22 protein-coding genes and 1 tRNA gene are annotated in these 24,051 nt (G+C 66.7%); 12 read left to right on the top strand and 11 right to left on the bottom strand.

Annotation, left to right across the window (positions count from 1 at the left end; genetic code table 11):
• Window positions 1–222: 222 nt before the first annotated feature.
• The 4 genes from DPQ64_RS07895 to DPQ64_RS07880 are packed head-to-tail and all read left to right on the top strand — an operon-like array spanning window position 223 to window position 5,387.
• Window positions 223–1,665, top strand: a complete 1,443-nt coding sequence (locus DPQ64_RS07895; protein ID WP_115863809.1) for a branched-chain amino acid ABC transporter permease — start codon at window positions 223–225, stop codon at window positions 1,663–1,665.
• A gap of 1 nt (window position 1,666) precedes the next feature.
• On the top strand, window positions 1,667–3,688 hold the full coding sequence (locus tag DPQ64_RS07890) for a branched-chain amino acid ABC transporter permease (protein ID WP_198662048.1): 2,022 nt from the start codon (window positions 1,667–1,669) through the stop codon (window positions 3,686–3,688).
• The gene (locus DPQ64_RS07885; RefSeq protein WP_115863807.1) at window positions 3,685–4,647 is read left to right on the top strand and encodes an ABC transporter ATP-binding protein; all 963 of its coding nucleotides are present in this window, start codon (window positions 3,685–3,687) and stop codon (window positions 4,645–4,647) included. The genes DPQ64_RS07890 and DPQ64_RS07885 overlap by 4 nt, the downstream gene beginning before the upstream one ends.
• Before the next feature lie 2 nt (window positions 4,648–4,649).
• Complete coding sequence (locus DPQ64_RS07880; protein WP_232820515.1) at window positions 4,650–5,387, top strand: ABC transporter ATP-binding protein; 738 nt, start codon at window positions 4,650–4,652, stop codon at window positions 5,385–5,387.
• Between the two features lie 198 nt (window positions 5,388–5,585).
• Here the strand turns inward: DPQ64_RS07880 and fni are convergent, their stop codons facing one another.
• Together fni and DPQ64_RS07870 are read right to left on the bottom strand one after the other, a co-directional pair.
• A complete protein-coding gene (gene fni, locus DPQ64_RS07875) occupies window positions 5,586–6,668 on the bottom strand; it encodes a type 2 isopentenyl-diphosphate Delta-isomerase (protein WP_115863806.1) in 1,083 nt (360 codons plus the stop codon).
• Window positions 6,669–6,903: 235 nt separating this feature from the next.
• Window positions 6,904–8,301, bottom strand: coding sequence for an ABC transporter substrate-binding protein (locus tag DPQ64_RS07870; protein WP_115863805.1), 1,398 nt, complete (start codon window positions 8,299–8,301; stop codon window positions 6,904–6,906).
• 437 nt (window positions 8,302–8,738) lie between these two features.
• On the opposite strand from DPQ64_RS07870, the gene DPQ64_RS07865 reads away from it, so the two are divergent.
• From DPQ64_RS07865 to DPQ64_RS07850, 4 genes are all read left to right on the top strand, one after another.
• Entirely contained in the window at window positions 8,739–9,683 is a 945-nt protein-coding gene (locus DPQ64_RS07865) for a branched-chain amino acid ABC transporter permease (protein ID WP_394338832.1), read from the top strand.
• On the top strand, window positions 9,680–11,047 hold the full coding sequence (locus tag DPQ64_RS07860; RefSeq protein WP_115863803.1) for a branched-chain amino acid ABC transporter permease: 1,368 nt from the start codon (window positions 9,680–9,682) through the stop codon (window positions 11,045–11,047). The genes DPQ64_RS07865 and DPQ64_RS07860 overlap by 4 nt, the downstream gene beginning before the upstream one ends.
• Before the next feature lie 101 nt (window positions 11,048–11,148).
• On the top strand, window positions 11,149–11,946 hold the full coding sequence (locus DPQ64_RS07855; protein WP_115863841.1) for an ABC transporter ATP-binding protein: 798 nt from the start codon (window positions 11,149–11,151) through the stop codon (window positions 11,944–11,946).
• Window positions 11,943–12,647 (top strand): ABC transporter ATP-binding protein, encoded by a 705-nt coding sequence (locus DPQ64_RS07850; RefSeq protein WP_115863802.1) that lies wholly within the window; start codon window positions 11,943–11,945, stop codon window positions 12,645–12,647. Before DPQ64_RS07855 ends, DPQ64_RS07850 begins: the two co-directional genes overlap by 4 nt.
• A gap of 279 nt (window positions 12,648–12,926) precedes the next feature.
• Here the strand turns inward: DPQ64_RS07850 and DPQ64_RS07845 are convergent, their stop codons facing one another.
• Window positions 12,927–14,198 (bottom strand): ABC transporter substrate-binding protein, encoded by a 1,272-nt coding sequence (locus DPQ64_RS07845; RefSeq protein ID WP_368276019.1) that lies wholly within the window; start codon window positions 14,196–14,198, stop codon window positions 12,927–12,929.
• Between the two features lie 322 nt (window positions 14,199–14,520).
• Between DPQ64_RS07845 and DPQ64_RS07840 the strand changes: the two genes are divergently transcribed.
• The 4 genes from DPQ64_RS07840 to DPQ64_RS07825 all read left to right on the top strand — a co-directional run bounded on the left by DPQ64_RS07840 (window position 14,521) and on the right by DPQ64_RS07825 (window position 17,083).
• A complete protein-coding gene (locus tag DPQ64_RS07840) occupies window positions 14,521–15,720 on the top strand; it encodes a phosphoglycerate kinase (RefSeq protein ID WP_115863800.1) in 1,200 nt (399 codons plus the stop codon).
• Window positions 15,721–16,254, top strand: a complete 534-nt coding sequence (locus tag DPQ64_RS07835; RefSeq protein ID WP_115863799.1) for a GNAT family N-acetyltransferase — start codon at window positions 15,721–15,723, stop codon at window positions 16,252–16,254.
• A 19-nt stretch (window positions 16,255–16,273) separates the two neighbouring features.
• A tRNA-Thr gene (locus DPQ64_RS07830) sits at window positions 16,274–16,347 on the top strand.
• Window positions 16,348–16,585: 238 nt separating this feature from the next.
• On the top strand, window positions 16,586–17,083 hold the full coding sequence (locus DPQ64_RS07825) for a universal stress protein (protein ID WP_232820514.1): 498 nt from the start codon (window positions 16,586–16,588) through the stop codon (window positions 17,081–17,083).
• A 7-nt stretch (window positions 17,084–17,090) separates the two neighbouring features.
• Here the strand turns inward: DPQ64_RS07825 and mnhG are convergent, their stop codons facing one another.
• The 8 genes from mnhG to DPQ64_RS07785 form a co-directional block, all read right to left on the bottom strand.
• Window positions 17,091–17,429 (bottom strand): monovalent cation/H(+) antiporter subunit G, encoded by a 339-nt coding sequence (gene mnhG, locus DPQ64_RS07820; protein ID WP_115863797.1) that lies wholly within the window; start codon window positions 17,427–17,429, stop codon window positions 17,091–17,093.
• Window positions 17,430–17,490: 61 nt separating this feature from the next.
• Entirely contained in the window at window positions 17,491–17,787 is a 297-nt protein-coding gene (locus DPQ64_RS07815; RefSeq protein ID WP_115863796.1) for a monovalent cation/H+ antiporter complex subunit F, read from the bottom strand.
• Window positions 17,777–18,397 (bottom strand): Na+/H+ antiporter subunit E, encoded by a 621-nt coding sequence (locus DPQ64_RS07810; protein ID WP_115863795.1) that lies wholly within the window; start codon window positions 18,395–18,397, stop codon window positions 17,777–17,779. The genes DPQ64_RS07815 and DPQ64_RS07810 overlap by 11 nt, the downstream gene beginning before the upstream one ends.
• Window positions 18,397–20,004, bottom strand: coding sequence for a complex I subunit 5 family protein (locus DPQ64_RS07805; protein WP_115863794.1), 1,608 nt, complete (start codon window positions 20,002–20,004; stop codon window positions 18,397–18,399). Before DPQ64_RS07805 ends, DPQ64_RS07810 begins: the two co-directional genes overlap by 1 nt.
• A gap of 2 nt (window positions 20,005–20,006) precedes the next feature.
• On the bottom strand, window positions 20,007–20,348 hold the full coding sequence (locus DPQ64_RS07800; RefSeq protein WP_115863793.1) for a sodium:proton antiporter: 342 nt from the start codon (window positions 20,346–20,348) through the stop codon (window positions 20,007–20,009).
• A 46-nt stretch (window positions 20,349–20,394) separates the two neighbouring features.
• Window positions 20,395–20,859, bottom strand: a complete 465-nt coding sequence (locus tag DPQ64_RS07795) for an MnhB domain-containing protein (protein ID WP_115863792.1) — start codon at window positions 20,857–20,859, stop codon at window positions 20,395–20,397.
• Complete coding sequence (gene mbhE, locus DPQ64_RS07790) at window positions 20,856–23,207, bottom strand: hydrogen gas-evolving membrane-bound hydrogenase subunit E (protein ID WP_115863791.1); 2,352 nt, start codon at window positions 23,205–23,207, stop codon at window positions 20,856–20,858. The genes DPQ64_RS07795 and mbhE overlap by 4 nt, the downstream gene beginning before the upstream one ends.
• A gap of 276 nt (window positions 23,208–23,483) precedes the next feature.
• Window positions 23,484–23,846 (bottom strand): DUF7344 domain-containing protein, encoded by a 363-nt coding sequence (locus DPQ64_RS07785; RefSeq protein WP_115863790.1) that lies wholly within the window; start codon window positions 23,844–23,846, stop codon window positions 23,484–23,486.
• Between the last annotated feature and the right edge of the window lie 205 nt (window positions 23,847–24,051).

Here is a 24,051-nt window from a genome sequence, read left to right as displayed (position 1 = left end):
TCGCCGGCGAGGGGATAAGCCCAACCCGACGCGAGGTTCATATTCCGCCGCGGAGGGTGCGAAAAGGCACAAGACACAAATGCGTCGGCATTGCGAGGATGTATCGTGGTGGGGAGTGACAGGGAATGGGGTACCGAAGGGATATCGACGAGGGTGTACTGACGGAGTCGCTGGACAGCGCCATCGACGGAACTGACGGGGGCGCGAGCCGGGAGGTAGACGGTGGCACCTAGCACCGAGCTCGCCAACGCGGTGGTGACCGGCATCGTGACCGGGAGCGTCGTCGCGCTCGGAGCCATCGGGCTGGCGCTTGTGTACAACATCGCGGAGGTGCCGAACTTCGCACACGGCGAACTGCTGATGTTGGGCGCGTACGTCGCGCTGTTCGTCAACCGGCCGGGAACCGTGCCGGTGTTCGAGCTGCTGGCCGCCGAGCGCACGGTCGGAACGGGCGGGTACGCCGTGCTGTTCCTGCTGACTGCGGGAGCTGCGCTCGCCGCGGTGTACCTGCTCGGCGGCGCGGCGGCGCTGACCGGCTCGTGGTGGCCGGGCGACCCACCGGCGTGGCTCGCGCTGGGCGTCCACGCGCTCGCGGCCGCCGCGCTCGGTGGTGCTGTCGTAATCGGCTTCCCGTCCATCTGGGCCGGGCTCCTGCTGGCTGCCACGGTGCTGGCGGCGGTCGCACCGCTGCTCGAAAAGGTCATCTTCCAGAAGTTCCGCGAGAAGGGCGCGTCGCTCGCGACGATGCTCATCGTCACGCTCGGACTGTCGTTCGTGCTCCGGTTCAGCACGCAGGCGTTCTACGGCGGCGACGTTCGCACCTATGAGGTCCCCGACGTGGGCTCGATCTTCGGCTTCGACGTGGAACTCTCGGCCGCGAACTTCTACGACCTCTACGTCACCGACGCGGGGATGGTGCTGAACGCGGTCGACCCCGGCTCGACGCCCCCCGAACCGATCTTCACCGCGAACTACTCGTGGCTCGCCGTACTCGCGGTACTCGTCCTCACGGTGGGCACGGCGGTGCTGGGCTACCGATGGCGGAGCGGCGGCGGCGACGAGTTCGGCGCGGCCCGGACGTTCGGCCCGAAGCTCGCCGCGGCGGTGCTGGGACTGGTCGCGTTCGTCGTCTCGGCGGTCGCACTCGCCGGCTCGGGGTCGGTGCCAGACGCCGCTGGATTCTCGACTCGCGTCCGACTCTCGGTGATGCGGGCGTCGGTCGTCGTCATCGCGGTCCTGATGATGGGCTCGCTCCACTTCCTCCTGCAGGAGACGAAGCTCGGCAAGGCGATGCGGGCCGCCAGCGATAACCTCGATCTCGCGAAGACGACCGGTATCAACACCGACCGGGTGATGATGGCGACGTGGATCATCGCGGGGGCGTTCGCTGCGGTGGCTGGCGTGATGCTCGGCGTGCTGTTCAACCAGCTCACGGTCAACATGGGTTTCTTCCTGCTGCTTCCGATGTTCGCCGGCGTCATCCTCGGCGGGCTGAGTTCGGTGTACGGCGCGATCCTCGGCAGCTACATCGTCGGGCTGTCGATGGACGTCGGGCTGTTCGCGCTCCCCGGCATCGACTCGTCGACCTACCGCATTCCCATCGCGTTCGCGGTATTGCTCGTCGTCCTGCTGGTCAAACCGGAAGGCATCACGGGGGGTGCATAGCGTGGCCTTATCCTCGACTATCGTCTCGCTTGGAACCATCGTGGGCATCTACGCCATTCTCGCGCTCGGACTCAACCTCAAGTTCGGCTACACCGGCCTGCTGGACATCGGCCACGTCGCGTTCTATCTCGTCGGCGCGTACGTGACCGCCCTGCTGGTGTTGCCCCCGGCGAGCGAGCAGGCGTTCGCCTCGTACATTCTCGGGCTGAACTGGCCGTGGCTCCCCGCCATTGCGGTGGGGACCCTCGCGGCCGGGGTAGTCGGCATGCTGGTCGCGCTCCCGGCCATCCGGCTCCGGGAAGACTACCTCGCCATCGCGGTGCTGGGCATCTCGGTCATCCTCCAGCGCATCGTCCAGACCGAGGGCTGGCTGGCGAACGGCCCGGGGTCGCTGCGTGGCTTCGACCAGCCGTTCCGCACGCAGTTCCCGCTCCCGGGCGACACCCTCGCGGCGGCCGCGCTGTTCGGGTTCGTCGTCTTCGTGCTGTGGACCGGAGCGACGTACGCGCTCGCCCGGGTCGACACCGGCCGCGAGTCGGGCGGACGCGAGTCCGAGTTCGCCGACTCGGACTCGCGCCCGCCCGCGGAGGTCCGGTCCGACGGCGGCGACCGTTCCGACAGCGGCGTCAGGCCCGACGGCGGCGTCACCGCGGGCCGGACCATCTCCGGGCCGGGGATGCGCGGGAAGATCGTGGACAGCCTCCTCGCGCTGACGACCCTCGGGATCGGGTACGGCGCGGCACGGAGCGCCAGAACCCCGACCGGCGAGACCGAACGCCGCGCGCTCCTCGGCGTCGGCGCGCTGTTCGGTCTGGCGGCCGGAATCGTCGCCTGGCTCGCGTTCGAGTGGTGGCTAGGACTGGTGGTCCTCGCGGCCGCTCTCGCGGTGTTCTACGGCGTCCGGGAGCGCCACGTGCCGACTGCCGGGGCGATTACCGCGACGGTGGCGTTCGTCGCGATGCTGCTGACCGGCGGTTCCTCGACCGTCCTGCTCGTCTTCCTCGGCGCGATCTCGCTGTTCACGTGGGTGTTCGGCGGCGTGGCCGTCGTCCGGCGGTACAGCGACCTCTCGGCCCGGGAATTCGCAATCGCGCTCGGGCTCGCCGTCGCGTTCGTGGCGGCGTTCCTGCCGCTCATCGTGCTCGGCGGCGGGGGCGGCGACGAGAGCAGCAGTATCGGCCTGCTCCTGACGCTCGGGCTTCTCGGCGCGTTCCTCTACGGAATCTACTACCTCGGCGTGAACTGGAGTCGAGACAGCCCAGAAAACGCTGGCGGTGGCGGTGACGGCGGTTCCGTGACCGCCCGATCGGTCGGGTCGGACGCCGCGTTCGTCCGCATCGTCGGCGTCGGCGCGCTCTGGCTGTTCGTCCTCCGGTACTTCGGCATGGCGAACGTGACACCGTTCCAACTCGGCGGGGTGAGCGCAGTCGCGTACAACACCGTCGAGAACCTGCTCTGGCTGGTGGTGTTCCAGGGAGGAACCGTGACGTTCGACGCCGCGGCGTTCGACTTCGCGCGGTTCCTGCTGGTGTTGACCCTGACCTCGCTGGCGGTGGCGTACTACCTCTCGGAGCTGACGGTCGACTCGCCGTTCGGTCGCGTGCTGAAGGCCATCCGGGAGGACGAGGACGTGGCGACCTCGCTCGGGAAGAACTCGTTCGGCTACAAGGTCCAGAGCATGATGCTCGGCTCCGCGATGGCCGGGTTCGCCGGCGGACTGACCGCCATCTACTACCAGAGTCTGGTCCACACCATGTTTGTCCCGCGGGTGACGTTCGTCGCCTTCCTCATCCTCATCATCGGCGGCACGGCCAACAACCGGGGGATGATCCTCGGCGCAGTCATCTACTGGGCGTTCCAGCGCGCGACCGCAGACGTAGCAGGATTCTTCCCCACCGCGATGCAGTCGTCGATACAGGCGCTCCGGCTGGCGTTCATCGGCGCGCTGCTCATCATCATCCTCTACTACCGCCCCGAGGGGCTGTGGGGCGAGAAGCTGGCCGTGGGAGGTGAGAGCGAGTGACCGCGATACTCGACGTCGAGGACCTGCGCAAGACGTTCGGCGGCATCACCGCGGTCGACGGCGCGACGTTCGAGGTCGAGGAGGGCACCATCACGGGCCTCATCGGCCCGAACGGTGCCGGGAAGACCACGACGTTCAACCTCATCAGCGGGTTCTACACGCCGGACGGCGGGGAGATACGCTATCGGGGAACCGACCTGCAGGGGATAATGCGGCCCAGCGACGCCGAGCAGGGCATCTGGATGAGTGCGTCGGGACTCACCTTCGGCGGGGCGGGGATCGCGGTCGTGGCGTCCGGGGGCGCGTCCGCGCTCGCGCTCGGGGGCGCGGCACTCGTGGGCGCGGGCATGGGCGCGGGACTGTATCAAATAGAGGAGCGACTCAAGGATCGGTACGTCGACTTCGCGCACAACCGGCCGTTCCGCGTCTCTCAGGCCGGCCTCTCCCGGACGTTCCAGATCACCCGCGAACTCCAGGGGATGACCGTGCTGGAGAACCTGATGCTCGCGCCGCAGGACCAGCCCGGCGAGAACCTCGCCAACGCGTGGTTCCGCCGGAAGGCGGTCGCGAATGCCGAGGAGGACGTGCGCGAGGAGGCCTCGACGATGCTGGAGTTCCTCGAACTCGACCACCTCGCCGACGAGCAGGCGGGCAACCTCTCTGGCGGCCAGCGAAAGCTGCTCGAACTGGGTCGCGTGCTGATGACCGACCCGGAGCTCATCCTGCTCGACGAACCCGTCGCGGGGGTCAACCCCACGCTGACGACCAAGCTGCTCGAACGCATCGAGAACCTGCGCGATCAGGGGTACACGTTCTGCATCGTCGAACACGACATGGAGGTCATCATGAACCTGAGCGACACGATAATCGTCATGGACCAGGGGAAGAAACTGATGCAGGGGACGCCAGAGGAGGTCCGGAACGACCAGCGCGTCATCGACGCGTACCTGGGGGGTTGACCGTGGCGCTGCTCGAAGCCCGCGACGTGGTGTCGGGGTACGGCGACGCGACGATCCTCCACGGCGTCTCGATGGACGTGGCCGACGACGAGGTGGTCTGTATCATCGGGCCGAACGGCGCGGGCAAGTCCACGTTCATGAAGGCGGTGTTCGGTCTCATCGATTGCTGGGACGGGTCGGTGGTCTTCGACGGCGCGGACATCACCGACCTGCGACCCGACGAGATCACCCGCGAGGGGATGTGCTACGTGCCCCAGACAGACAACGTGTTCCCGAGTCTTACGGTCCGGGAGAACCTGGAGATGGGCGCGTACATCCTCGACGAGGTGCCCCGCGAGTCGCTGGACGAGGTGTTCGACCGCTTTCCCATCCTGAAGGAGCGTCAGAATCAGAAAGCGGGGACGATGTCGGGCGGCCAGCAGCAGATGCTCGCGATGGGCCGCGGGCTGATGGTCGACCCGGACTTGATGCTCGTCGACGAGCCGAGCGCCGGCCTCGCGCCCGACCTCGTCGACGAGGTGTTCGAGAAGATCGGCGAGATAAACGAGTCGGGCACCGCCATCCTGATGGTCGAGCAGAACGCCCGGAAGGCGCTGCGCAACGCCGACCGGGGCTACGTGCTGGAGATGGGCCAGAACCGCTTCGAGGACACCGGTGCGGCACTGCTCGAAACCGAGGAGGTCATCGACTTGTATCTCGGCGGTGGCGGTGGGCGGAGCGGCGAGGCGGCCGGGGATTGAGCGGCCGGAGATTGAGCGGCCGGAGATTGAGCGGCCGGGATATCGTCAGTCGCTTCCCACCTGCCGCCTTTAGCGTATCGTAGCGCAGTTTTCGATTCGGAAACCCCACAGTAAGGACAGGTTGGACAGTTATCGGAGTAGAACTCCTCCCCATCGATATCTCCGCGATTTAGATTGTAAACACTCGGCGCTTCTGTGCTAGTCGGTGCTGATTCGTTGTTCGACGTACTCGCGCGTTTCTCCCTGCAACACGTATTCTACCTGCTGAAGATCGTCAACCGAACCCGAACCGGTGACAAACATTGCCGTCCGTAGCTCGGCCGTCAAATCCTCGACTCGCTCGATAACAGCGTCCGGCCCGTCCGTGGCTGGTTTCAAGAACGGTTTCGCTAGTCCGCCAGCACGGGCACCTAAGGCAATCGCTTTTGCCACGTCCAATCCCGTCCGTACACCACCGCTCGCAATTACGCAGTCGTGTTCGGCAACACACTCGATTGTGCTCGCAGCGGTCGGGATTCCCCACTCTCGGAACAGATTGCCGATTCGTTTTTGTCGCGGCGCGTTTGCGGCCGCTGCGCGGTAGGCTTCGATCCCGGACCACGTGGTACCGCCTTTTCCAGCGACGTCGATCACGTCAACACCTGCTGCCGTCAGTTGTCGCGCGGTCTCCCCGGAGATTCCGTTGCCCGTTTCTTTGACGATGATCGGCACCGAGAGTGCCTCAGATACCCGTTCAACCGCAGCTACACAGTTCCGTGCATCGACGTCGCCTTCCGGTTGGGCGGCCTCCTGGAGGAAGTTCAGGTGGACTGCGAGTGCGTCCGCGTCGATCATCTCGACAGCCCGCTCGACCATTTCGAGGTCGTACTCCCGGAGCTGTGCAGCGCCGAGATTCCCGTAGATGAACGCATCGGGTGCGGCATCGCGGACGATAGTGTACGATTCGAGGACGCGTTCGTCGTCGAGTTCGAGACCCGCTCGCTGGCTACCGAGACCCATAGCGATACCGGTCTCGCTGGCGGCCCGGGCAAGCGCCCGATTGATTTCCGTCGTGTTCTGGTGTCCACCCGTCATGCTCTCGATGACGATCGGAGCGGATAGATCGTGACCCAGGAAGTCGATGGATAGGTCGATGGCGTCGTAATCGACTTCCGGGAGCGCGTTGTGGACGAGGCGGACGTCTTCGAAGCCCGTGCCCGTCGTTTCGACGTCTCGCTCCTGAACGATCTGAAGGTGGTCGTCTTTTCGGTCTTCAGTCTCCGAGGAGTCGTGCGCCGTCATTGTTCTAACTTGCAAAAGAGATGGGAAAACGGTGTTGTTACGATGATGCGATTCTCTCACCGGAATTTCTGGAGTGATAATATCTGGGTTCCGCGGTGTACCGTCTGCAGCATTGCTCCGCTAAATGGTTTGGTATCTGTCTCGTATGGAAGTGATACGTTCCCACGCCCCACTTAATCAAATCTACGTCTACGCCACGTACCGCAAGTCGTCCAGAAAAAGGAAAACCGGATGCCTACATCTCCGTCGTGGTCGTCTCCCCGCCACCGCCGAGCCGTCCGCGGAAGAACGACCGCGGAATCGTCTGCAGGATCTCGGTCGAGCCGTCATCCTGCACCTGCATGATGGCGAACTGGTTGAGCGGTTCGAGCGACTCGTTGAGGTTCACCGGGCTGGACGCACCCTGATAGTTGATGTCCTCGTCGTTGGCGAGCAGGTCCTTCGCGCGCTGGAACTCCCCGACCGTGACGACGTTTCCGGCGGCCTCGCCGCCGTCCTGCGCGGTCGTGGTCTCGTCCTGTAGCGCAGCCTCGGTCGTCGTCCCCGCCATTCCCTCGGTCGTGGTCTGGGCCGAGGCTCCCTCCTCCGGCCGGGACACCGACCGGATGTTCTCCGCGATAGTCGTCCCGTTGGCCTCGCCGCCGGCCTCCATGGCGAGCGCCATCAGGAACATCGCGTCGTAGGCGTGGGGTGCGAACAGGGTGTTGGCATCGCCCATCTTCTCCTCGAACGTCGTCGCTCCCCGGGTCGTCTCCGGATTCGGGGACGCCACGTACATCCCGGCCGTGATGTCGCTCAGGTCCGAGAGGAACTCCGTGGAGTTCAGGCCCTCGCTGAGTACCCACTCGCCGCCGTAGCCGCCGTCGTTCCACTGGTTGAGGATGGTCCGTCCGTTGCCCGGGTAGCCGACGAATCCGACCGCGTCGGGGTCGTCGGCGAACACCTGATCGAGCGTCGACGTGTAGTTGCTCGCCTGCGGGTCGTAGCCGACCATCGCGGTCGTCTCCCCGCCGAACTCCGCGCGGGCCTGCTCGGCCAGCCCCTGTCCGTACGGATTGCTGACGAAGAGGAACGCCGCGGTGTCGGCCCCGACGAACTCGCCGTCGTTCAAGATGCGACCCATCACGATGCCCTGCTGGGCGTCGTTGGGTGCGGTCCGGCCGAAGTACTTCACGCTCCCGTCCTCGTTGTAGCCGATCTCGGCCAGCGCGGGCGAAGTGCTCGCGTGGCTCACCTGCATCACCTGGTCGGCCGCGACGTTCTCGGCCAGCGGGACCGACACCCCGCTCGAGGCCGCGCCGACGAACCCGACGATGCCCTGCTCGTTGACGAGCGAGTTGTACTCCTGGATGGCCTGCGAGGGCTGGGTCTGGCTGTCCGTGTTCGTCACGTTGATCTGACGGTCGAGCGGCCCGCCCGCGTCGTTGACATCCTGCACGGCGAGGTTGACGGCCTCCTGCATCCCGCTCCCGTACGCGCTCAGATCGCCCGTGATGGGGAGGATCGACCCCATCTGGATCGCACCGCCCTGTCGCGCGCCCGCCGACGCCGACAGCCCGGTCAGCCCGGCCACCCCCGCAGCCGTGGTCGCTTTCAAGTACGTCCGCCGCGTCGTTCGATATTTCTCTGACATCTCCGAGGTAATGCACGCCGAGATTATAATAAAAGATTGTGTAATTCTGTTGGAGGACGCCCCGATAGTTAAACCGCCACGCTGGATAGATTACGGCCGGACCGGGAGGCGGCGCACCACTTGGACGCCACTGACCTTTGGTTCGGCGGCGGGCCGATTCTGCTGTAACTCGTCCGCTAAACCCGGCATTTCGTGCTACGTAACATTATGGATTTGGGAAACCTTATTATGGGTGCGGTGCCGGACAGTGGCATGAGGAGTGTTATCAAATGGGTGCATCTGAAACGTATGTGCGCGGCCGCCGACTCGCCAGCGAACAACCGTTCGCGCTGGTCGTCGGTCTGGTCGCCATCTGGTTAGTGTGGTTCCTGCTCAGGGGTCTCGCCACGGGGAACGTCGAGTTCAACAACCTCGTGTCGTACGCCTGGGACGGGCTGATGCGCGGACTGATCATCGGTCTCGCGAGCATCGGTCTCTCGATGACGTACAGTATTCTCAACTTCGCCAACTTCGCCCACGGCGATTACCTGACGAGCGGGGCGTTCTCCGGCTGGGCGGTCACGTACCTGCTCGCTGGACTGGGAGAGGCGAACGTCGGCTCGCTGCTGTTGGTCGGGGCCGGCGGCTCGGTGTTCGGCGGCACGCTCGGCGTCGGCATCACGACGTCGCCGATCGCCGTCATCGCGGGCATGATCTTCGCGGGCGTCGGCACCGTCGCCCTCGCCCTGTTCATCGACCGGTTCGTCTACCGGCCGGTGCGTGACGAGGGCGGCATCACCCTGCTCATCACGAGCGTCGGGGTGGCGTTCGCGCTCCGATACCTCATCGTGTTCGTCTTCGGGACGGACGTCCGGGGCACCACGGCGGCCGGGTCGGTTCCCGAACTGAGCATGTTCGTCATCGACGGGAGCGTCAAGATCAACGCCCACGACATCACGCTGGCCGTGGTCGCCGTCGGACTGATGCTGGGCGTCCACCTCCTGCTCCAGCGCACCAAACTCGGGAAGGCGATGCGCGCGATGTCCGACAACGAGGACCTCGCTCGCATCACGGGTATCCCGACCGAGCAGGTCGTCCGCGCGACGTGGATCATCGGCGGCGGCCTCACCGGCGTCGCCGGCTACATGTTCGTCCTCTGGAAGGGGACGCTGGGCTTCAACGACGGCTGGCTGTTGCTGTTGCTCATCTTCGCGGCGGTCATCCTCGGCGGCATCGGCTCCATCTACGGCGCCATCGGCGGCGGCCTCATCATCGGACTGACCGCCTCGATGTCGGTCATCTGGATCCCCTCCGAGTTCGGCCGCGCCGCGGCGTTCATGGTGATGATCGTCATCCTGCTGTTCAAGCCGCAGGGAATCTTCAGCGGGAGGACGACAGCATGACCGACACCGACGAGGGCAGTCGGCTCGGCTGGCTGTTCGACAGCGACCCGAAACTGCTGATCGCGGTGTTCGGCTCCATCTACCTCGCGTACGTGCTCGCCGGGTTCGCGTTCGGCTACACGCTGCGCGGTCAACTCAACTCGCTGGCGAACCTCACGTTCTACGTCGCCGTGTTCGGCATGGCGGCGCTCGCGCTCAACCTCCACTGGGGATACACCGGGCTGTTCAACATCGGTATCGTCGGGTTCATGGCGATCGGCGTGTACGTGACTGCGATATTCGCCAAGCCGCCGGTCGCGCAGGGTGGAGCCGCCCAGATCGGCGGCTTCGGCCTCCCGCTCGGCGTCGCAATGATCTTCGGCGTGCTCGCGGCCGCGCTGGCCGGCCTACTGGTCGGCCTCCCGGCCCTGCGTTTGCGCGCGGACTACCTCGCTATCGTCACCATCGCGTTCTCCGAGATCGTCCGATTCACGCTGATGTCCCGGACGTTCCAGTCGTTCGACGTGCCCAACACCGTGTTCGGCGTCGACCTCGCGGCCGACACCGTCGGGCTCGGCGGCGGTGGCGGACTTATCCTCAATCACCTGTCGCCGCTCGAAGCGCTGCTTCGCGCGCTGTACCTCTGGGACCCGTACCTCGGTTTCGTCGACTTCGTGGCGGCGAACTTCATCGCCAACAACCCGAAGCCGGTCGTCGACGGGCTAGCGTACGGCCTCGTGCTGCTCGGCGTGGTCGGGATCTTCTACTGGCTGCTGACGTGGACCGGCGAGTCGCCGTTCGGTCGCGTGCTGAAGGCCATCCGGGAGGACGAGGAGGTCGCGAACGCGCTCGGCAAGAACACCAACCGCTTCAAGCTGAAGTCGTTCGTGCTGGGCTGTGCGCTGATGGGGCTGACGGGCGTGCTGTGGTACAGCGGCCGCGGCTCCATCACGCCGCCGTCGTTCCGACCGAACATCACGTTCTACATCTGGATTGCGCTCATCATCGGCGGCGCGGGCTCGAACACCGGGAGCGTCCTCGGCGGTGCCCTGTTCGCCGGGCTGCTGTACGAAGGCCCCCGGTACGTGAAGAACCTCGTCGAGGCGGCGTTCGATCTCGGCGACGGGCCCGGCAGCTTCGGGCAGGCGATGGCCGCGCTCGGCGGGTCGCTCGACCCGGTCCCGTTCGTCGTCTACACGCTCAACAGCATCGGACAGCTCCGGCTCGTCATCATGGGTGTGACGCTCATCTGGCTGATGCACAACCGCCCGGAGGGGCTGCTCGGTCACCGCAAGGAGACGGCGGCGAGCATCGACCTCTCGCGTCCCGAGCGCGCCGAACCCGGTGGTGAGGCCGCCGCGACCGACGGGGGTGAACAGCAGTGAGCGGAACCGACGAAGCGCCCCCGGCCGACGAGAGCAGTGAGCCTACGGACCAGAGTGGCGGACCTGCAGAAGGGACCGCCGAAACGACCGCTGACGCCGCCATCCCGGTCGACGACGTCGCCCTCGACAGTGGGACGCCGCTCGAAGTCCGGAACCTTCGGAAGACGTTCGGTGGCATCACCGCGGTCGACGACGTGAGCTTCGATGTCGAGAAGGGATCGCTGACCGGCCTCATCGGCCCGAACGGGGCCGGGAAGTCGACGACGTTCAACCTCATCACGGGGATGCACGACCCCGATTCGGGCACGGTGCAGTTCAACGGCGAGGACGTCACCGGGCTCGCGCCCCACGAGATCGCCAACCGCGGGCTCGCCAGAACGTTCCAGATCGCCCGCGAGTTAGAGGAGATGACCGTGCTGGAGAACATGATGCTCGCGCCGAAGGACCAGATCGGCGAGGAGCTGTGGCGGTCGGTCACCCCGGGCGTTCGCGGCGACGTCCAGCGACAGGAGCGCGAGCAGCTCGAACGCGTGTGGGACGTGCTCGACTTCTTCGAGATCGACCACCTCGCCGAGGAGCACGCGGGCAACCTCTCTGGCGGCCAGCGAAAGCTGCTGGAGATGGCGCGGGCGCTGTTGACCGACCCGGACGTACTCTTGCTCGACGAGCCGTTCGCGGGTGTCAACCCATCGCTGGAGAAACGCCTGCTCGAACACATTCACGAACTGCGCGAGCAGGGGTACACGTTCCTCATCGTCGAGCACGATATGGACCTCATCATGAACAACTGCGAGCGAGTCATCGTCATGCACCAGGGACGCGTCCTCAAGGACGGCACGCCGGCCGAGATCAAGCAGAGCGAGGAGGTCATCGAGGCCTACCTCGGAGGTGAAGTATGAGTCTGTTGACCGTCGACAGCCTGGACGCGGGCTACGGCGACCTCCAGATCCTGACCGACGTGGACCTCCACGTCGACGACGAGGAGTACGTCACCATCGTCGGCCCGAACGGGGCCGGCAAGTCCACCGTGATGAAGTCGGTGTTCGGGCTGACCACCTACATGGGCGGGACCGTGACGTTCGCGGACGAGGACATCACCGACACCCGGCCGGAGGACGTCATCCACAAGGGCCTGGGGTACGTGCCCCAGAGCGACAACGTGTTCGCGGCGCTGGACGTCGAGGAGAACCTCGAGATGGGCGCGTACATCCTCGACGACGTGCCCCAAGACGCGCTCCGGGAGGTGTACGACCGCTTCCCGATTCTCGAAGAGCGCAAGGACCAGAAGGCCGGGACGATGTCGGGCGGCCAGCAGCAGATGCTCGCGATGGGCCGGGCGCTCATGCTCGACCCGGACCTGCTTCTGCTCGACGAGCCGTCTGCGGGGCTCGCCCCCGACCTCGTCGACGAGATGTTCGACAAGATCGACGAGATCAACGACGCCGGGACCTCGATCCTGATGGTCGAGCAGAACGCCAAGGAGGCCCTGCGGCGCTGCGACCGCGGCTACGTCCTCGCGAACGGACAGAACCGGTACGTCGACGAGGGCACAGCGCTGCTGGACGACGAGGAGGTCCGCCAGCAGTTCCTCGGCGGGTAGATCGGTACGATCCCCTCGTCGATCCTCGACGCGACACTCCACTCCCAACGGTCAGTCGGGGAACATCGCTACCTATCTCCCCTGAGAGCCATCGGAGCCATTCGCCGATAGGGACGCACGACCGACGTATCGAATCCGCCGCCCGCGTCTCCGAGATACAAATTGAATACCGAAACCGCGAACCAGCTACTGCTACCGATCCGGCGCATTCGATGTCGAGTTCGATACCGGAGCGACGTTGCCCACGACGCGAAAAGAAGCCCGTCCCGAATCCGGTCCTCACTCACCGCTCGACAGCGCGTCCTGGATGACGTTGGAGTACGACGACTCGCCGATGTTGAAGCTGATCTGGTCGTACACCTCGCCATCGAACTCGTCTTCGAACACGTTGCTGAACCGCTCGGAGAGCTGCTGGCCGTAGTCGTTGTTCACGTACAGCGTCGCGGCCGTCTCGGCTTCGAGGCGCTCGGAGGCGACCTGCGCCATCACGCGGCCCTGCAGGATGTCGCTCGGCGCGGTCCGGAAGATGTAGTCGTCGTCTTCGAGGTTCGACACCGACAGCGCGGTGCTGGACGGCGAACAGCCGACGACCTCGTTCGGGATGAACACCTGCTGACAGACCGGGACGTTCACGCCGGAGGAGGCGGTGCCGTTCACCGCGGGGACGCCCCCGCTGACGAGCGACTCGGCCCCGCTGACTCCCTGGTCGGGCGAGGTGTTGGTGTCCTCGAACGAAACGTTGACCGATAGGTCGAGGTCGGAGTTGTTGACCTGCTTGGCCGGAATCTCCGAGGCCTTGATCATCGGTCCGCCGGTCGACGCGAGGTCGCCGGTCTCGGGCAGCAGGATACCGAGGCTGACCTCGCGACCGAGGCCGCCGGGCGACTCGTCCGCGCTCGGGCCGGCCCCGTCGGGGCTGTCACCCTCGAAGCTCTGGGTCTCCTGGACGTTGACCGACTCCGAGTCGGCTCCGTCGAACTCCCAGATGGAGTACGCCGCGGAGGCGGGGTCGCCGTCACCGTTGAAGTTCGTCGAACTGGACGCGCCCTGGTAGTTGACGTTCTCGCCGTTCGCGGCCGCTTGAACCGCGTCGATGAACTCGTCCGGACCGTACTCCGTGCCGTCCGGGTTCGCGATGCGGCGGAGCTGGTCGCGGATGGCAGTGCCGCTGTTCTCGCCAGCGGCCGCATTCGCGAGGATGAGGAGCGCGCTCGAATCGTACGACTGGGAGGTGAACACACCCGGAGTCTCGTCGTACTCGTCCTGGTACAGCGAGTTGAACGCTTCCTGATTCGGACCGCCCGCAGCCGGTGCGGTTCCCGTGACGTTCGCCATGTCGTTGCCGACCTGTCCCGGCATCGCACCGTCCTGAAGCCCGTCCGGAATCAGCACTTCCTCCTCGCCGTCGGACTCGCTGTAGTAGTCGCGGAACAGCTGGATGCCGCTCTCGGGGTAGCCGATGACCGTCAGCAGGTCGGGCGCGTTGTCGCCGCCACCGCCGCCGATACAGCCAGCGAGGCCCACAGCACTCGCAGCGCCGATACCCTTCAGCACGTCCCTGCGCCGTTCGTGGTATGACATGTCCCCCCATAGATAGCCATTACCTATAAGTATATCCCTATACTGTAAAATATCTTTCAAAAACGGGCCCTTCACGCGCGTTCGAACCAAGTTATAAACTAATTTCCGTGCGCTGACGGACACGATCAAAAACTCAAAACCAGCTCTATACCGGATGTATGACTATGTGCGTTCGGTGGAAGAGCGCGACGTTCCGCGTCACCGCGGGCGCTAACGTCGATTCACTCGGGACCGAGTTTTATTTGTCACCTGACTCGACACATATATGCGTGGGGCTATCGCAGGGACACATATGCCGATACAGACCCTGGACGACCTCGCCGTCCAAGGGAACGCACTCGGAGTGCGCATCGACATCAACAGTCCGCTGACAGACGACGGCGACCTCGCCGACGACGCCCGCCTCCGCGCTCACGTCGAGACGCTCTCGGAACTGCTGGACAGGGGCGGTCGCGTGGCCGTCCTCGCCCATCAGGGCCGCCCGGGCGGCGACGAATTCAGGGACCTCCGACCGCACGCCGACCGCCTCGGCGACCTGCTGGGTGCGTCCGTCCAGTACTCCGACGCCACCTTCTCCGCAGACGCGCGCCGCGCCGTCGAGAGCCTGACCGACGGCGAGGCGGTCGTGCTCGAGAACACCCGCTTCTACAGCGAGGAGTACATGGAGTTCCCGGCCGAGCAGGCCGGACGAACCGAACTCGTCGACAAACTCGTCCCGGTGCTCGACGCCTACATCAACGACGCCTTCGCCGCGGCACACCGCTCCCAGCCCTCGCTCGTTGGGTTCCCTGCCAGGGTCCCGAGCTACGCTGGCCGGGTGATGGAGGCCGAGATCGACGTGCTCGGCGACATGTCGAGTACGCCCGAGCCCCGGACCTACGTCGTCGGCGGTGCGAAGGTGCCCGACTCGATGACCGTCATCGACAGCGTGCTCGACCGGGACGTGGCCGACACCGTGCTCACGACCGGCGTGGTCGCCAACGTGTTCCTGCTGGCAGATGGCGTCGATCTGGGTGACGCCAGCGCCGACTTCGTGTACGACAAGGGTTACTGGGACGAGATCGACCGCGCGGCCGACCTGCTCGAGACGTACGGCGACCGCATCCGGCTGCCCGAGGACGTGGCCGTCGAGCGCGACGGCGACCGCCACGAGATCGCGCTGGCCGACCTCCCGCCGTCGGAAGGCGAAGCCGTGATGGACGTGGGCCACGCGACCGTGGCGGCGTACGAGGAGGTCGTCCGCGAATCGAGTACGGTCGTGCTCAACGGCCCGGCGGGCGTCTTCGAGGACGACACGTTCGCCGACGGAACTCGCGAGCTGTTCGCGGCCGCGACCGGTGCCGACTACAGCGTGGTCGGTGGCGGGGACACCGCCGCGGCCATCCGAACGTTCGGCATCGAGGGGTTCGACCACGTCAGCACGGGCGGCGGCGCGGCGCTCAACATGCTCACCGGCGAGCAACTGCCCGCCGTGGAGGCGCTTCGGAACTGAATGGTCGCCGTCGACCCGGGGCAAGTCGTCGACGCCAGCGCGGTCGCCGACCTGTGGGTCGACCTCGCCGCCGACCAGCGCGAGTACGGCTCGCACCTGCTGGCCGACGAGAACCGCGAGGCGATCCGCGACGTGATGGCCCGGCGCGCGGTCGCCGGGGAACTGCTCGTCGCGCGCAGCTCTGATTCGGAGTCCGGCCGCAAATCCGACCGCGAATCCGACCGGACCCCCGATTGGCGCGACATCGTCGGCTTCGTCACGTTCGGCGTCGAGTCGGGCCGCTACGAAAGCGACGCCGTCCGCGGGGCGATCGAGAACGTCTTCGTCGTCCCGGACCGCCGCGGCGAGGGCGTCGGGTCGGAACTGCTGGCGGCCGCCGAGCACGCACTCGTCGACGGGGGCGCGGACGTGCTCTCGCTGGAGGCGATGGCCGACAACGAAGCCGCCCTGCGGTTCTATCGGCGCCACGGTTACAGTCCGCAACGGGTCGAGTTGGAAAAATGGGTCGAAAGCGATACGCTCACAAAGGAGTAGCGAGAACGTCGGCCTGCGCGCCAGGGGAGCTTGGGCGGTTCAAGCACCCGACTTGTAATCGGGAGTTCGTGGGTTCAAATCCCACCCCTGGCTTCGGACCAATTTTCATCGTCGGCTGCGCGCGGGTTCGACCGCCCGCGGTCGAACCCGCGCGCACCGCTCTCTGCTCGCGGTACATCATTCCGGGTGACTCACCGCTCGATAGAGTCCAGTCGCGCTCTCGTCGGTCAGAATTCCGTCGCGACACTGACGCCCGACTCGCCAAACGAACTAAGGCGTCACTCGACGATGCGATGAGTATGCAACCCATCCCGCGCGTATCGACGTTCGAGTGTCAACGGCCTCACCCCACCCGCTGATGCCGGACTCGCTGTTCCGACGCGTCGTCGTCCCCGTCGCGAACCGGTGGGACGCCGAGTCGACGACCGCCGCGCTCGCGCCGTACGTCTCGGCGGCCGGCGGCACCGTAATCGCGGTCCACGTGTACGACGACTCCGAACTCAGCGCCGAGGAGCGGGCCGCCGAGGAGGGCGAGGAGTTCCCTGACGCCATCTTCGAGCAGGTCGTCTCGGGGCTGGAGGGAACCGGGGTCGACGTCGAGACCGAACTGCTCTCCGGGGAGAACGTCGCCCGAGCGGTCATCGACGCCGCCCACGACCACGACGCGAGCGCCATCGTGTTCACGCCACGCGGAGGGAGCCGGTGGATCAAGCTCCTCACAGGCGACGTGACCACCGCGCTCGTCGCGGAGAGCGACGTTCCCGTGCTCGCGCTACCAGACGCCGACGACCCTGACGTCGACTCCAACTCCGACTCCCACGCCGAGTGAGGAACGGTCAGTCGTCGTCACCGTCACTCTTCCCCGGCCACGTGACGCCCCCGAGGAACGGGACGCCGGTGCGCTGGGCCGACCGCGAGATCATGTGCGCGCCGGTGGGCACCGTCAGGAAGAGGAACAGGATACCGACCAGCGACGGCAGGCCGGCTCCGCCCGGTCCGAAGTGGACGAACCCCGCGAGGAAGATGGCGGCGGTGCCCAGGGTCGTCGGCTTGCTGGTGGCGTGCATCCGGTTGTACACGTTCGGGAGCCGCAGCAGGCCAACGGTACCGACGGTCAGGAAGAAACAGCCGACCGCGATCAGCGCGACCGCCAACCCGGTCCCCGCGGTCACCATCGTCGCTCGCCTCCGCGCACAGATTTGACGTGGGTCGTGTGATGTCGATGCATGGTGGGTATCACTCGCGTCTCTCGATGATGTCGCCCTCGGTGACGAACTTCGCCACGACGACCGTCGACAGGAACCCGATGATCGCCAGCACGAGGCTGACGGTGACGAACAGGCCCCGGCCGGTCTTGAGCGCGAACAGCACGGCGATAGCGACCACGTTGGTCGCGATTGCGTCGAGCGCGACCACCCGGTCGGGGACGGTCGGCCCCCGGATGGCCCGATAGCTGCACAGCACGCAGAGCGCACTGACGACGATGAGGCCGGCGTCGGCCGCGGTCGTCAGCAGGTCGGCCTCAGCGGCCATCGCCGTCACCTCCCTCCTCGGGCGATGGCTTGTCGTCCGCCGGGGGTGGCGGATTTCGGTCTTCCGGATGGACGGCGATGTCGGGCGCTGGGTCGGACCGCGAGAGCGGCTCGTCGAAGATCACCAGCGCGTAGTCCTCCCAGGTGCGTATCGGTTCCACGATCTCCTGAGGGTTCCGGCCGTCGATGACGTGGACGTAGAGAGCGTTCTCCTCGCTGTCGTGGTCCAGCGTGATGGTGCCCGGCGTGATGGTGATGCTGTTGGCGATAGTCGTCACGCCGAGGTCCGTCTGGACGCGCAGCGGCACGAAGATGACCTGCGGCTCGATGGGTTGGTCCGGCGCGAGCACGCGGTAAGCGACGTCGACGTTGGCGACCACTACCTCCCGCAGGAACACCAGAACGTACAGCACAGCGTAGGGCAGCGAGTGGAGGATGTCACCCAACTCGATGCCCTCGGAGTAGAGACGCCGGAACAGGTAGGCGACGGGCACCCCGACTGCGAGGCCGATGAGGAACTCCCCGACCACGGCGTCGACCGCGAGTTCGACGCCGCGGACGAACAGCCATATGAGGGCGAACACCACGCCGGCGACGACCCAGCGCCGCATCACGCGCCGTCACCTCCCGCCGGGCCGACGAGTTCGACGTACCCTTCTCGGTCGAGCGCCGCCTCGGCGGCCGCGGTCGCGAACTCGAAGACGGGGTCGAACCCGATGCCGAGGCAGACGATGAGGGCTGCGAGCCCGACCAGCACTGCCACCTGCGAACGACGCACCGTCGCGCCCTCGACGGCCGGCGTTCGACGCCCCCAGAAGCTCCGGGTCCACGCTCGCGTCGTGTAGAGGATGGTGAGCACCGCCCCGACCAGCACGACGGCGATCACGGCACCACCGGCGAGCCCCGACGACGCGGTGAACTGCCTTGCAGCAGCCTCGAACACGAGGAACTTTCCGAAGAAGCCGGTCAGCGGCGGGATCCCGACCAGCGAGAGGCTGCCGACGAAAAAGCACCCCGCCAGGACGGGCGCTCGGCTCGCGAGACCGCCCAGGTCCGACAGACGGTGGGTGCCGGTCGCGCTGCGGATCGCGGCCGTCGCGAAGAACAGCAGCGACTTCGCCAGCGCGTGGTGGAGCGCGTAGACGAGTGCGGCGACCAGCCCGAGTCGGCGCAGCGACCCCGGCGGGGCCGCCGCGGCAATGGCGACTGGGACGGCGATGAACCCCACCTGCCCGATGCTGGAGTACGCGAGCATCTCGTCCAAGGTGTCACAGGCGATAGCGCCGAGTCCGCCGACGAGGATGCTCGCCGACCCCATCACCAATAGGGCCGGTGCGAGGAAGGCCAGCGGCGACGCGCCGGCGGCCCCAGGAACGGAAATCCCCACTGTCGCGCCGGCGAACACGGTGAAGTAGACGCGAACGATGGCGTACATCCCGACCTTCTTCGTGACGCCTGCGAGCGTCGCCGCGACGGGGAGCGGTGCCGACCGGTACGCGCCGGGCACCCAGAACTGGAACGGCACCAGTCCGGCTTTCAGCGAAAACGTCGCGAACGCTAGCGCCCCCAGTCCGACGACCGGTGCCGGGTCGATGCCGTAAGCTGCCGGGTCCGCGAGCCGCCGCGACATATCGGCCATGTTGAGCGTGCCGGTGGTCGCGTACAGGCCGCCGACCGCCAGCAGGAGCAGGACGCTGCCGACGACGTTGAGCACGAGGTAGCGGAATCCGGCAGCGGTGTGCTGTGGCCCGCCGTAGAACGCCACGAGCACGTAACTGGCCATCAGCATCACCTCGAACCAGACGAAGAGGTTGAAGAGGTCGCCGGTGAGGAACGCCCCCGTGACCCCGAGCAGCAGGCAGTGGAACAGCAGGTGGTAGAACACCCCCTGGTTCGCCCGGTCGACGAACACCACCGAGAAGACGACCGCGGCGAGTCCCACCACGGCGGCGATGGTGAGCATGAACGCCGAGAGCGCGTCGACGACGAACGTGATGCCGAACGGGGCCGCCCAGCCGCCGAGTTGGTAGGTCGCCGCGCCGGGGGCGTCCGGCGAAAGCACGATCAGCCACGCGACCGCGCCGACGGCGACCGCGTACGCGAGGCTGCCGGCGACGCTCGCCACGCGCTGAGCGCGCGGGCGCGGACGCAAGGCCAGCATCGCGACGATACTCGCGAGCACCACCAGCATCGGTGCGACGACGAGGTCGTTCGCCATCGTTAGCGCCACTCCTGGACGTCCATCGTCTCGTTCTCCTGATACGCGCGATACGTCAGCACGAGCGCGAACGCCGTCGTGCCGAAGCTGATGACGATTGCGGTCAACACTAGCGCCTGCACCAGCGGGTCGGTGGTCTCGGGGACCGCCCCGCCGTGGGCGTCGAGAACAGGCACGGTGTCGTGGGTGCCGGGCTGGACCCCGCCCATCGAGATGAGGTAGACGTTGGCGGCCTGCGAGAGCACCGAGACGCCCCAGACGACGCGGACGAGGTCCCGCCGGAGCAACAGGAACGTCCCAAGCGCGAACAGGCCGCCGACCACGGTCGCGAGCGCGACGCTCACGGTCGGTCACCTCCCCAACGAGCGCCGGGACCGCGAACGCGTCGAATCACTCGGCACCCACCACCGAGAGGATCGTCAGGAGCACGCCCACGACGACCATGTACACGCCGACGTCGAACGCCAAGGCGCTCGCGAACTCTAGCTCGTGATACAGCGGCAAGTGCTCGACGATGACGAACGTCTGGGTGAGGAACGGCTCGTCGAACAACAGGGCGGCGAAGCCGCTGGCGACCGCGACCGCCAGCCCTACCATGAACGTCTGACGGAACGCCGTGACCGAGCGGTGCTCGAAGACGCCCGCACCGGACTCGACTTCTTGTCCGAGCACGCCGCTGTCCAGGTAGTCGAGCCCTTGGGCGACGTAGATCAGCGCGAACGCGACGGTCGTGAGTACGCCGGCGATGAATCCGCCGCCGGGGAGGTTGTGCCCCTGCAACAGCAGCGAGATCGCCAACACGAGGATTATCGGGACGACGATGCGCGCGGTCGTCTTCATGATGACAGTCGTCACTGGGTCTCACCTCTGTCCCGCATCTCTATCAGCACTACAATGGACATCGCCGCGATGGCGACGACGAACAGTTCGCCGAGCGTGTCGAAGCCCCGGAAGTCGACCAGTATCACGTTCACGATGTTCGTGCCCCCGCCCGAGGGCACCGCCTCGGTGGCGTAGAAGCGGGCGATGGCCGTCGGGTCCGCGCCAGCATCGGGAATCGACAGCACGACGGTCAGGAACGCCGTGGCCCCGACGACGGCCGACAGCGCCGCGTCGCGCGCGACGACCCGGGGTCGGAGGTCGCCGTAGAACGCCGGCATCCGTTCGAGCACGAGCAGGAAGATGAGCAACACCAGCGTCTCGACGACCAGTTGGGTCAACGCGAGGTCCGGAGCGCTGGCGAGGATGTAGAAGATGGCGACCATGAACCCCAGAATCGACAGCGCGAGCACGCCCACGACGTGAGACGGCGCGATGACGACCGCGACCGCAGCGACGACTGCCACCACCAGCACCAGCCCCATCGCGGCCGTGATCCGCGTACTCTCGACACCGGGAGCAAGTCCGGACGTGGTGGCGTAGCCGAACAGCGCGAGCGCGCTCGCGGTCGCGACCACCCAGGTCACGTACGTTCGGAGTCGGCCGTTGTGGACGGTTCGGGCGACTCGCGGGCTGGCCGCCTCGACGCCCAACAGGAGGCGGTCGTACCACAAGTTGGGATGCGCGAACGAGGCGGCGTCCGCGAGCGCTGCGACCGCGGTCCGAACCCGGTCGTAGACCGCGTAGCCCGCCAGTCCGACCCCGATGGTGATCGCCGACATCACGACCGGCGGCGAGACGTGCGTCGGAAACTCGACGTGTACTTCGGGTCGGCCCGCGCTCGTAGCCGCGACGCCCCGCTGGACGACGGTGTCGACCGCCAGTTGCGGGGAAGCGCTAATCGCGACGGTCCCGAGCGCGAGCACCGCAGGCGGGACCACCAGCGCGAGTGACGGCCGGTGTACCGAAGCGACAGCGGCTGGCCGCTCGCCCAAGAAGATGCCCAGGAATCGCAGCGAGTACAGCACCGTGAAGACGCTCGCGAACACCGCGACAGCGGGATAGAGCCACGCCAGCCCGCCGGCTGCGTGGGCCGCCTCGTAGGTCGCCTCGAACAGCAGTTCCTTCGAGTAGAACCCGTTGAACGGCGGAAAGCCGGCCATGCTCAGCGCGGCCACGGCAGTCACGGCGGCGGTCACCGGGAGGTCGCGCCAGAGGCCGCTCAGCGCGTCGACCCGCCGGGTGCCGACCTCGTGGGCGACGATGCCGGCGACCAGGAAGAGCGCGGCCTTGAACAGCGCGTGGTTCAGGAGGTGGAAGACTCCGGCCTCGCTGCCGTAGACGGTCCCGAAGCCGAAGCCCGCGACCATCAGCCCGAGGTGGCTCGCCGTCGAGTACGCCAGCAGTTCCTTGACGTCGGTCGCGACCACCGCCAGCATCGCGCCGACGGTCATCGTCGCGAGCCCCACCGTCGCGAACAGCAGGGTCCACTCCGGGCCGCCGAACAGCGGCCGGAGCCGCCCCACGAAGTAGACGCCGACCTTCACCATCGTCGCGGAGTGGAGGAACGCCGAGACGGGAGTCGGGGCGGCCATCGCGTTCGGGAGCCAGAAGTGCAGCGGCACCTGCGCGGACTTCGCGCCCGCAGCGACGGCGAACGCCGCCAGCGCGGGCACGAACAGCCCCGACTCGCGCAGCGTCGCCCGCATCGCGTCGGTGTCGGCGAGCATCGCCGCGAGGTCGAACGTGGTCGCCCCGAGCGCGTCGCCGGCCGCGATTGCCAGCAGGACGACGCCGACCAGCAGAAAGAGGCCGCTGCCGACGGTGACCACCATCGCCATCCGTGCGGCGTACCGGGATTCGCGGTCCTCCGTGTGGTGACCGATGAGCACGAACGAACAGAGGCTCGTCAGCTCCCAGAACAGGAAGACGACGACGAGGTCCGCGGCGAACGCCACGCCGAGTATCGATCCCATGAACGCCAGCAAGGTCGCGTAGTACCGCGCGAGGCTCCGCTCGTCGTGCATGTAGCTGGCCGAGTAGGTGAACACGAGCGCGCCGATGCCGCTGGCCAGCAGCGCGAACAGCACCGCCCACCCGTCGACGTAGAATCGCAGCGCCACGTCCATCGACGGCACCCAGGGGAGGGCGACTGCGCCGCGGCTCCCGAGTTGGGTTCCGACGAGTCCGAAGCAGGTCAGTGCGACGACCGCACCGAAGTAGCCGGTGTAGTCGCCCGCGAGGCGGTAGACCAGCGGTGCCACTCCCGAAGCGACGAACGGCAACACCACCGCAGTTACGACAATCGCCAGCTCAGGGGCCATCGAGCGCCTATAAATGGGACCATCGCGAACTTAGGCGTTTGGTCCGATTCCGCGGGTTACGTCGACGGTCCCCCGAAAGAACGAACAAAAGAGGCTGCCCCCGACTGTCCCGAGCTGGGTCGAGTCGCTCCGTGAGCGAAGCGACGAAAAAAGGGCTGCGGGCGAGGGGCGCGCGGTTTGCCGCGCGCCCCTCGCTCGCGGCCCAGATCGAGAATACGCGGTGAGGGTTCGGCCGAGTCTAACGATGGGGTGAGGATTCGCCGAGTCGAAAAATTGCTACGCGTAGAACCCGGACAGTTGTTCGCCGAGGCTACTGGCCGTGGCGGGCGGGTCGCGGCGATGGTCGCGGAGCAACGACGCGAGCGGTTCCAGCTTCCGCATCGCGGTCACCTGCCGGTCGTCGTACTCGATAGCGCCGGCCTCGGACAGCTTCGGCAGGTGGTTGTGGTGGAGCCCGAGGCGCAGCCGACGCCGCGTGTCCTCGTCCGGGAGGCTGCTGGTCGCCTCGCCGTCGACCACCCTCGCGGCGAGCCGCACCGTCAGCTCCGGCCGCGAGAGGGGGCTCGTCTCGCTCAAGATGACGACCGCGGCTCGCCGGTGTTCGTGTCGCAGCAGTTCGAGCGCGGTTTGGGTGTCCATGGGTGCCAGTCCGGCACTGACGTGGGGCGTGCCGGTGGTCGTGTCATGCGGCTCAAATCTAATCAATCCTTTCAAAGTTCACATCCCTTCGGACGTGTGGCCGCTCGGGCGCGAGCGGGATACGCGTCGCTCTTCGGACGGCCAGACGGATTCCGTGAACGCGGTCGAACAGCGGGCGCTCGAACCCACTCGTTCTAGATTACGC

Source organism: Halorussus litoreus, assembly GCF_003382685.1.
Lineage (GTDB): Archaea > Halobacteriota > Halobacteria > Halobacteriales > Haladaptataceae > Halorussus > Halorussus litoreus.
The sequence above is the reverse complement of the archived record's forward strand: the minus strand, read 5'-3'. Positions and strand labels throughout refer to the sequence as shown.

Excerpts from the sequence above, each read along its gene's own strand:
- fni (WP_115863806.1), bottom strand. The coding sequence starts at position 6,668 with ATGACGGCGCACGACTCCTCGGAGACTGAAGACCGAAAAGACGACCAC.
- DPQ64_RS07870 (WP_115863805.1), bottom strand. The coding sequence starts at position 8,301 with ATGTCAGAGAAATATCGAACGACGCGGCGGACGTACTTGAAAGCGACC.
- DPQ64_RS07865 (WP_394338832.1), top strand. The coding sequence starts at position 8,739 with ATGCGCGGACTGATCATCGGTCTCGCGAGCATCGGTCTCTCGATGACG.
- DPQ64_RS07860 (WP_115863803.1), top strand. The coding sequence starts at position 9,680 with ATGACCGACACCGACGAGGGCAGTCGGCTCGGCTGGCTGTTCGACAGC.
- DPQ64_RS07850 (WP_115863802.1), top strand. The coding sequence starts at position 11,943 with ATGAGTCTGTTGACCGTCGACAGCCTGGACGCGGGCTACGGCGACCTC.
- DPQ64_RS07840 (WP_115863800.1), top strand. The coding sequence starts at position 14,521 with ATGCCGATACAGACCCTGGACGACCTCGCCGTCCAAGGGAACGCACTC.
- DPQ64_RS07835 (WP_115863799.1), top strand. The coding sequence starts at position 15,721 with ATGGTCGCCGTCGACCCGGGGCAAGTCGTCGACGCCAGCGCGGTCGCC.
- mnhG (WP_115863797.1), bottom strand. The coding sequence starts at position 17,429 with ATGGTGACCGCGGGGACCGGGTTGGCGGTCGCGCTGATCGCGGTCGGC.
- DPQ64_RS07815 (WP_115863796.1), bottom strand. The coding sequence starts at position 17,787 with ATGGCCGCTGAGGCCGACCTGCTGACGACCGCGGCCGACGCCGGCCTC.
- DPQ64_RS07810 (WP_115863795.1), bottom strand. The coding sequence starts at position 18,397 with ATGCGGCGCTGGGTCGTCGCCGGCGTGGTGTTCGCCCTCATATGGCTG.
- DPQ64_RS07805 (WP_115863794.1), bottom strand. The coding sequence starts at position 20,004 with ATGGCGAACGACCTCGTCGTCGCACCGATGCTGGTGGTGCTCGCGAGT.
- mbhE (WP_115863791.1), bottom strand. The coding sequence starts at position 23,207 with ATGGCCCCTGAGCTGGCGATTGTCGTAACTGCGGTGGTGTTGCCGTTC.
- DPQ64_RS07785 (WP_115863790.1), bottom strand. The coding sequence starts at position 23,846 with ATGGACACCCAAACCGCGCTCGAACTGCTGCGACACGAACACCGGCGA.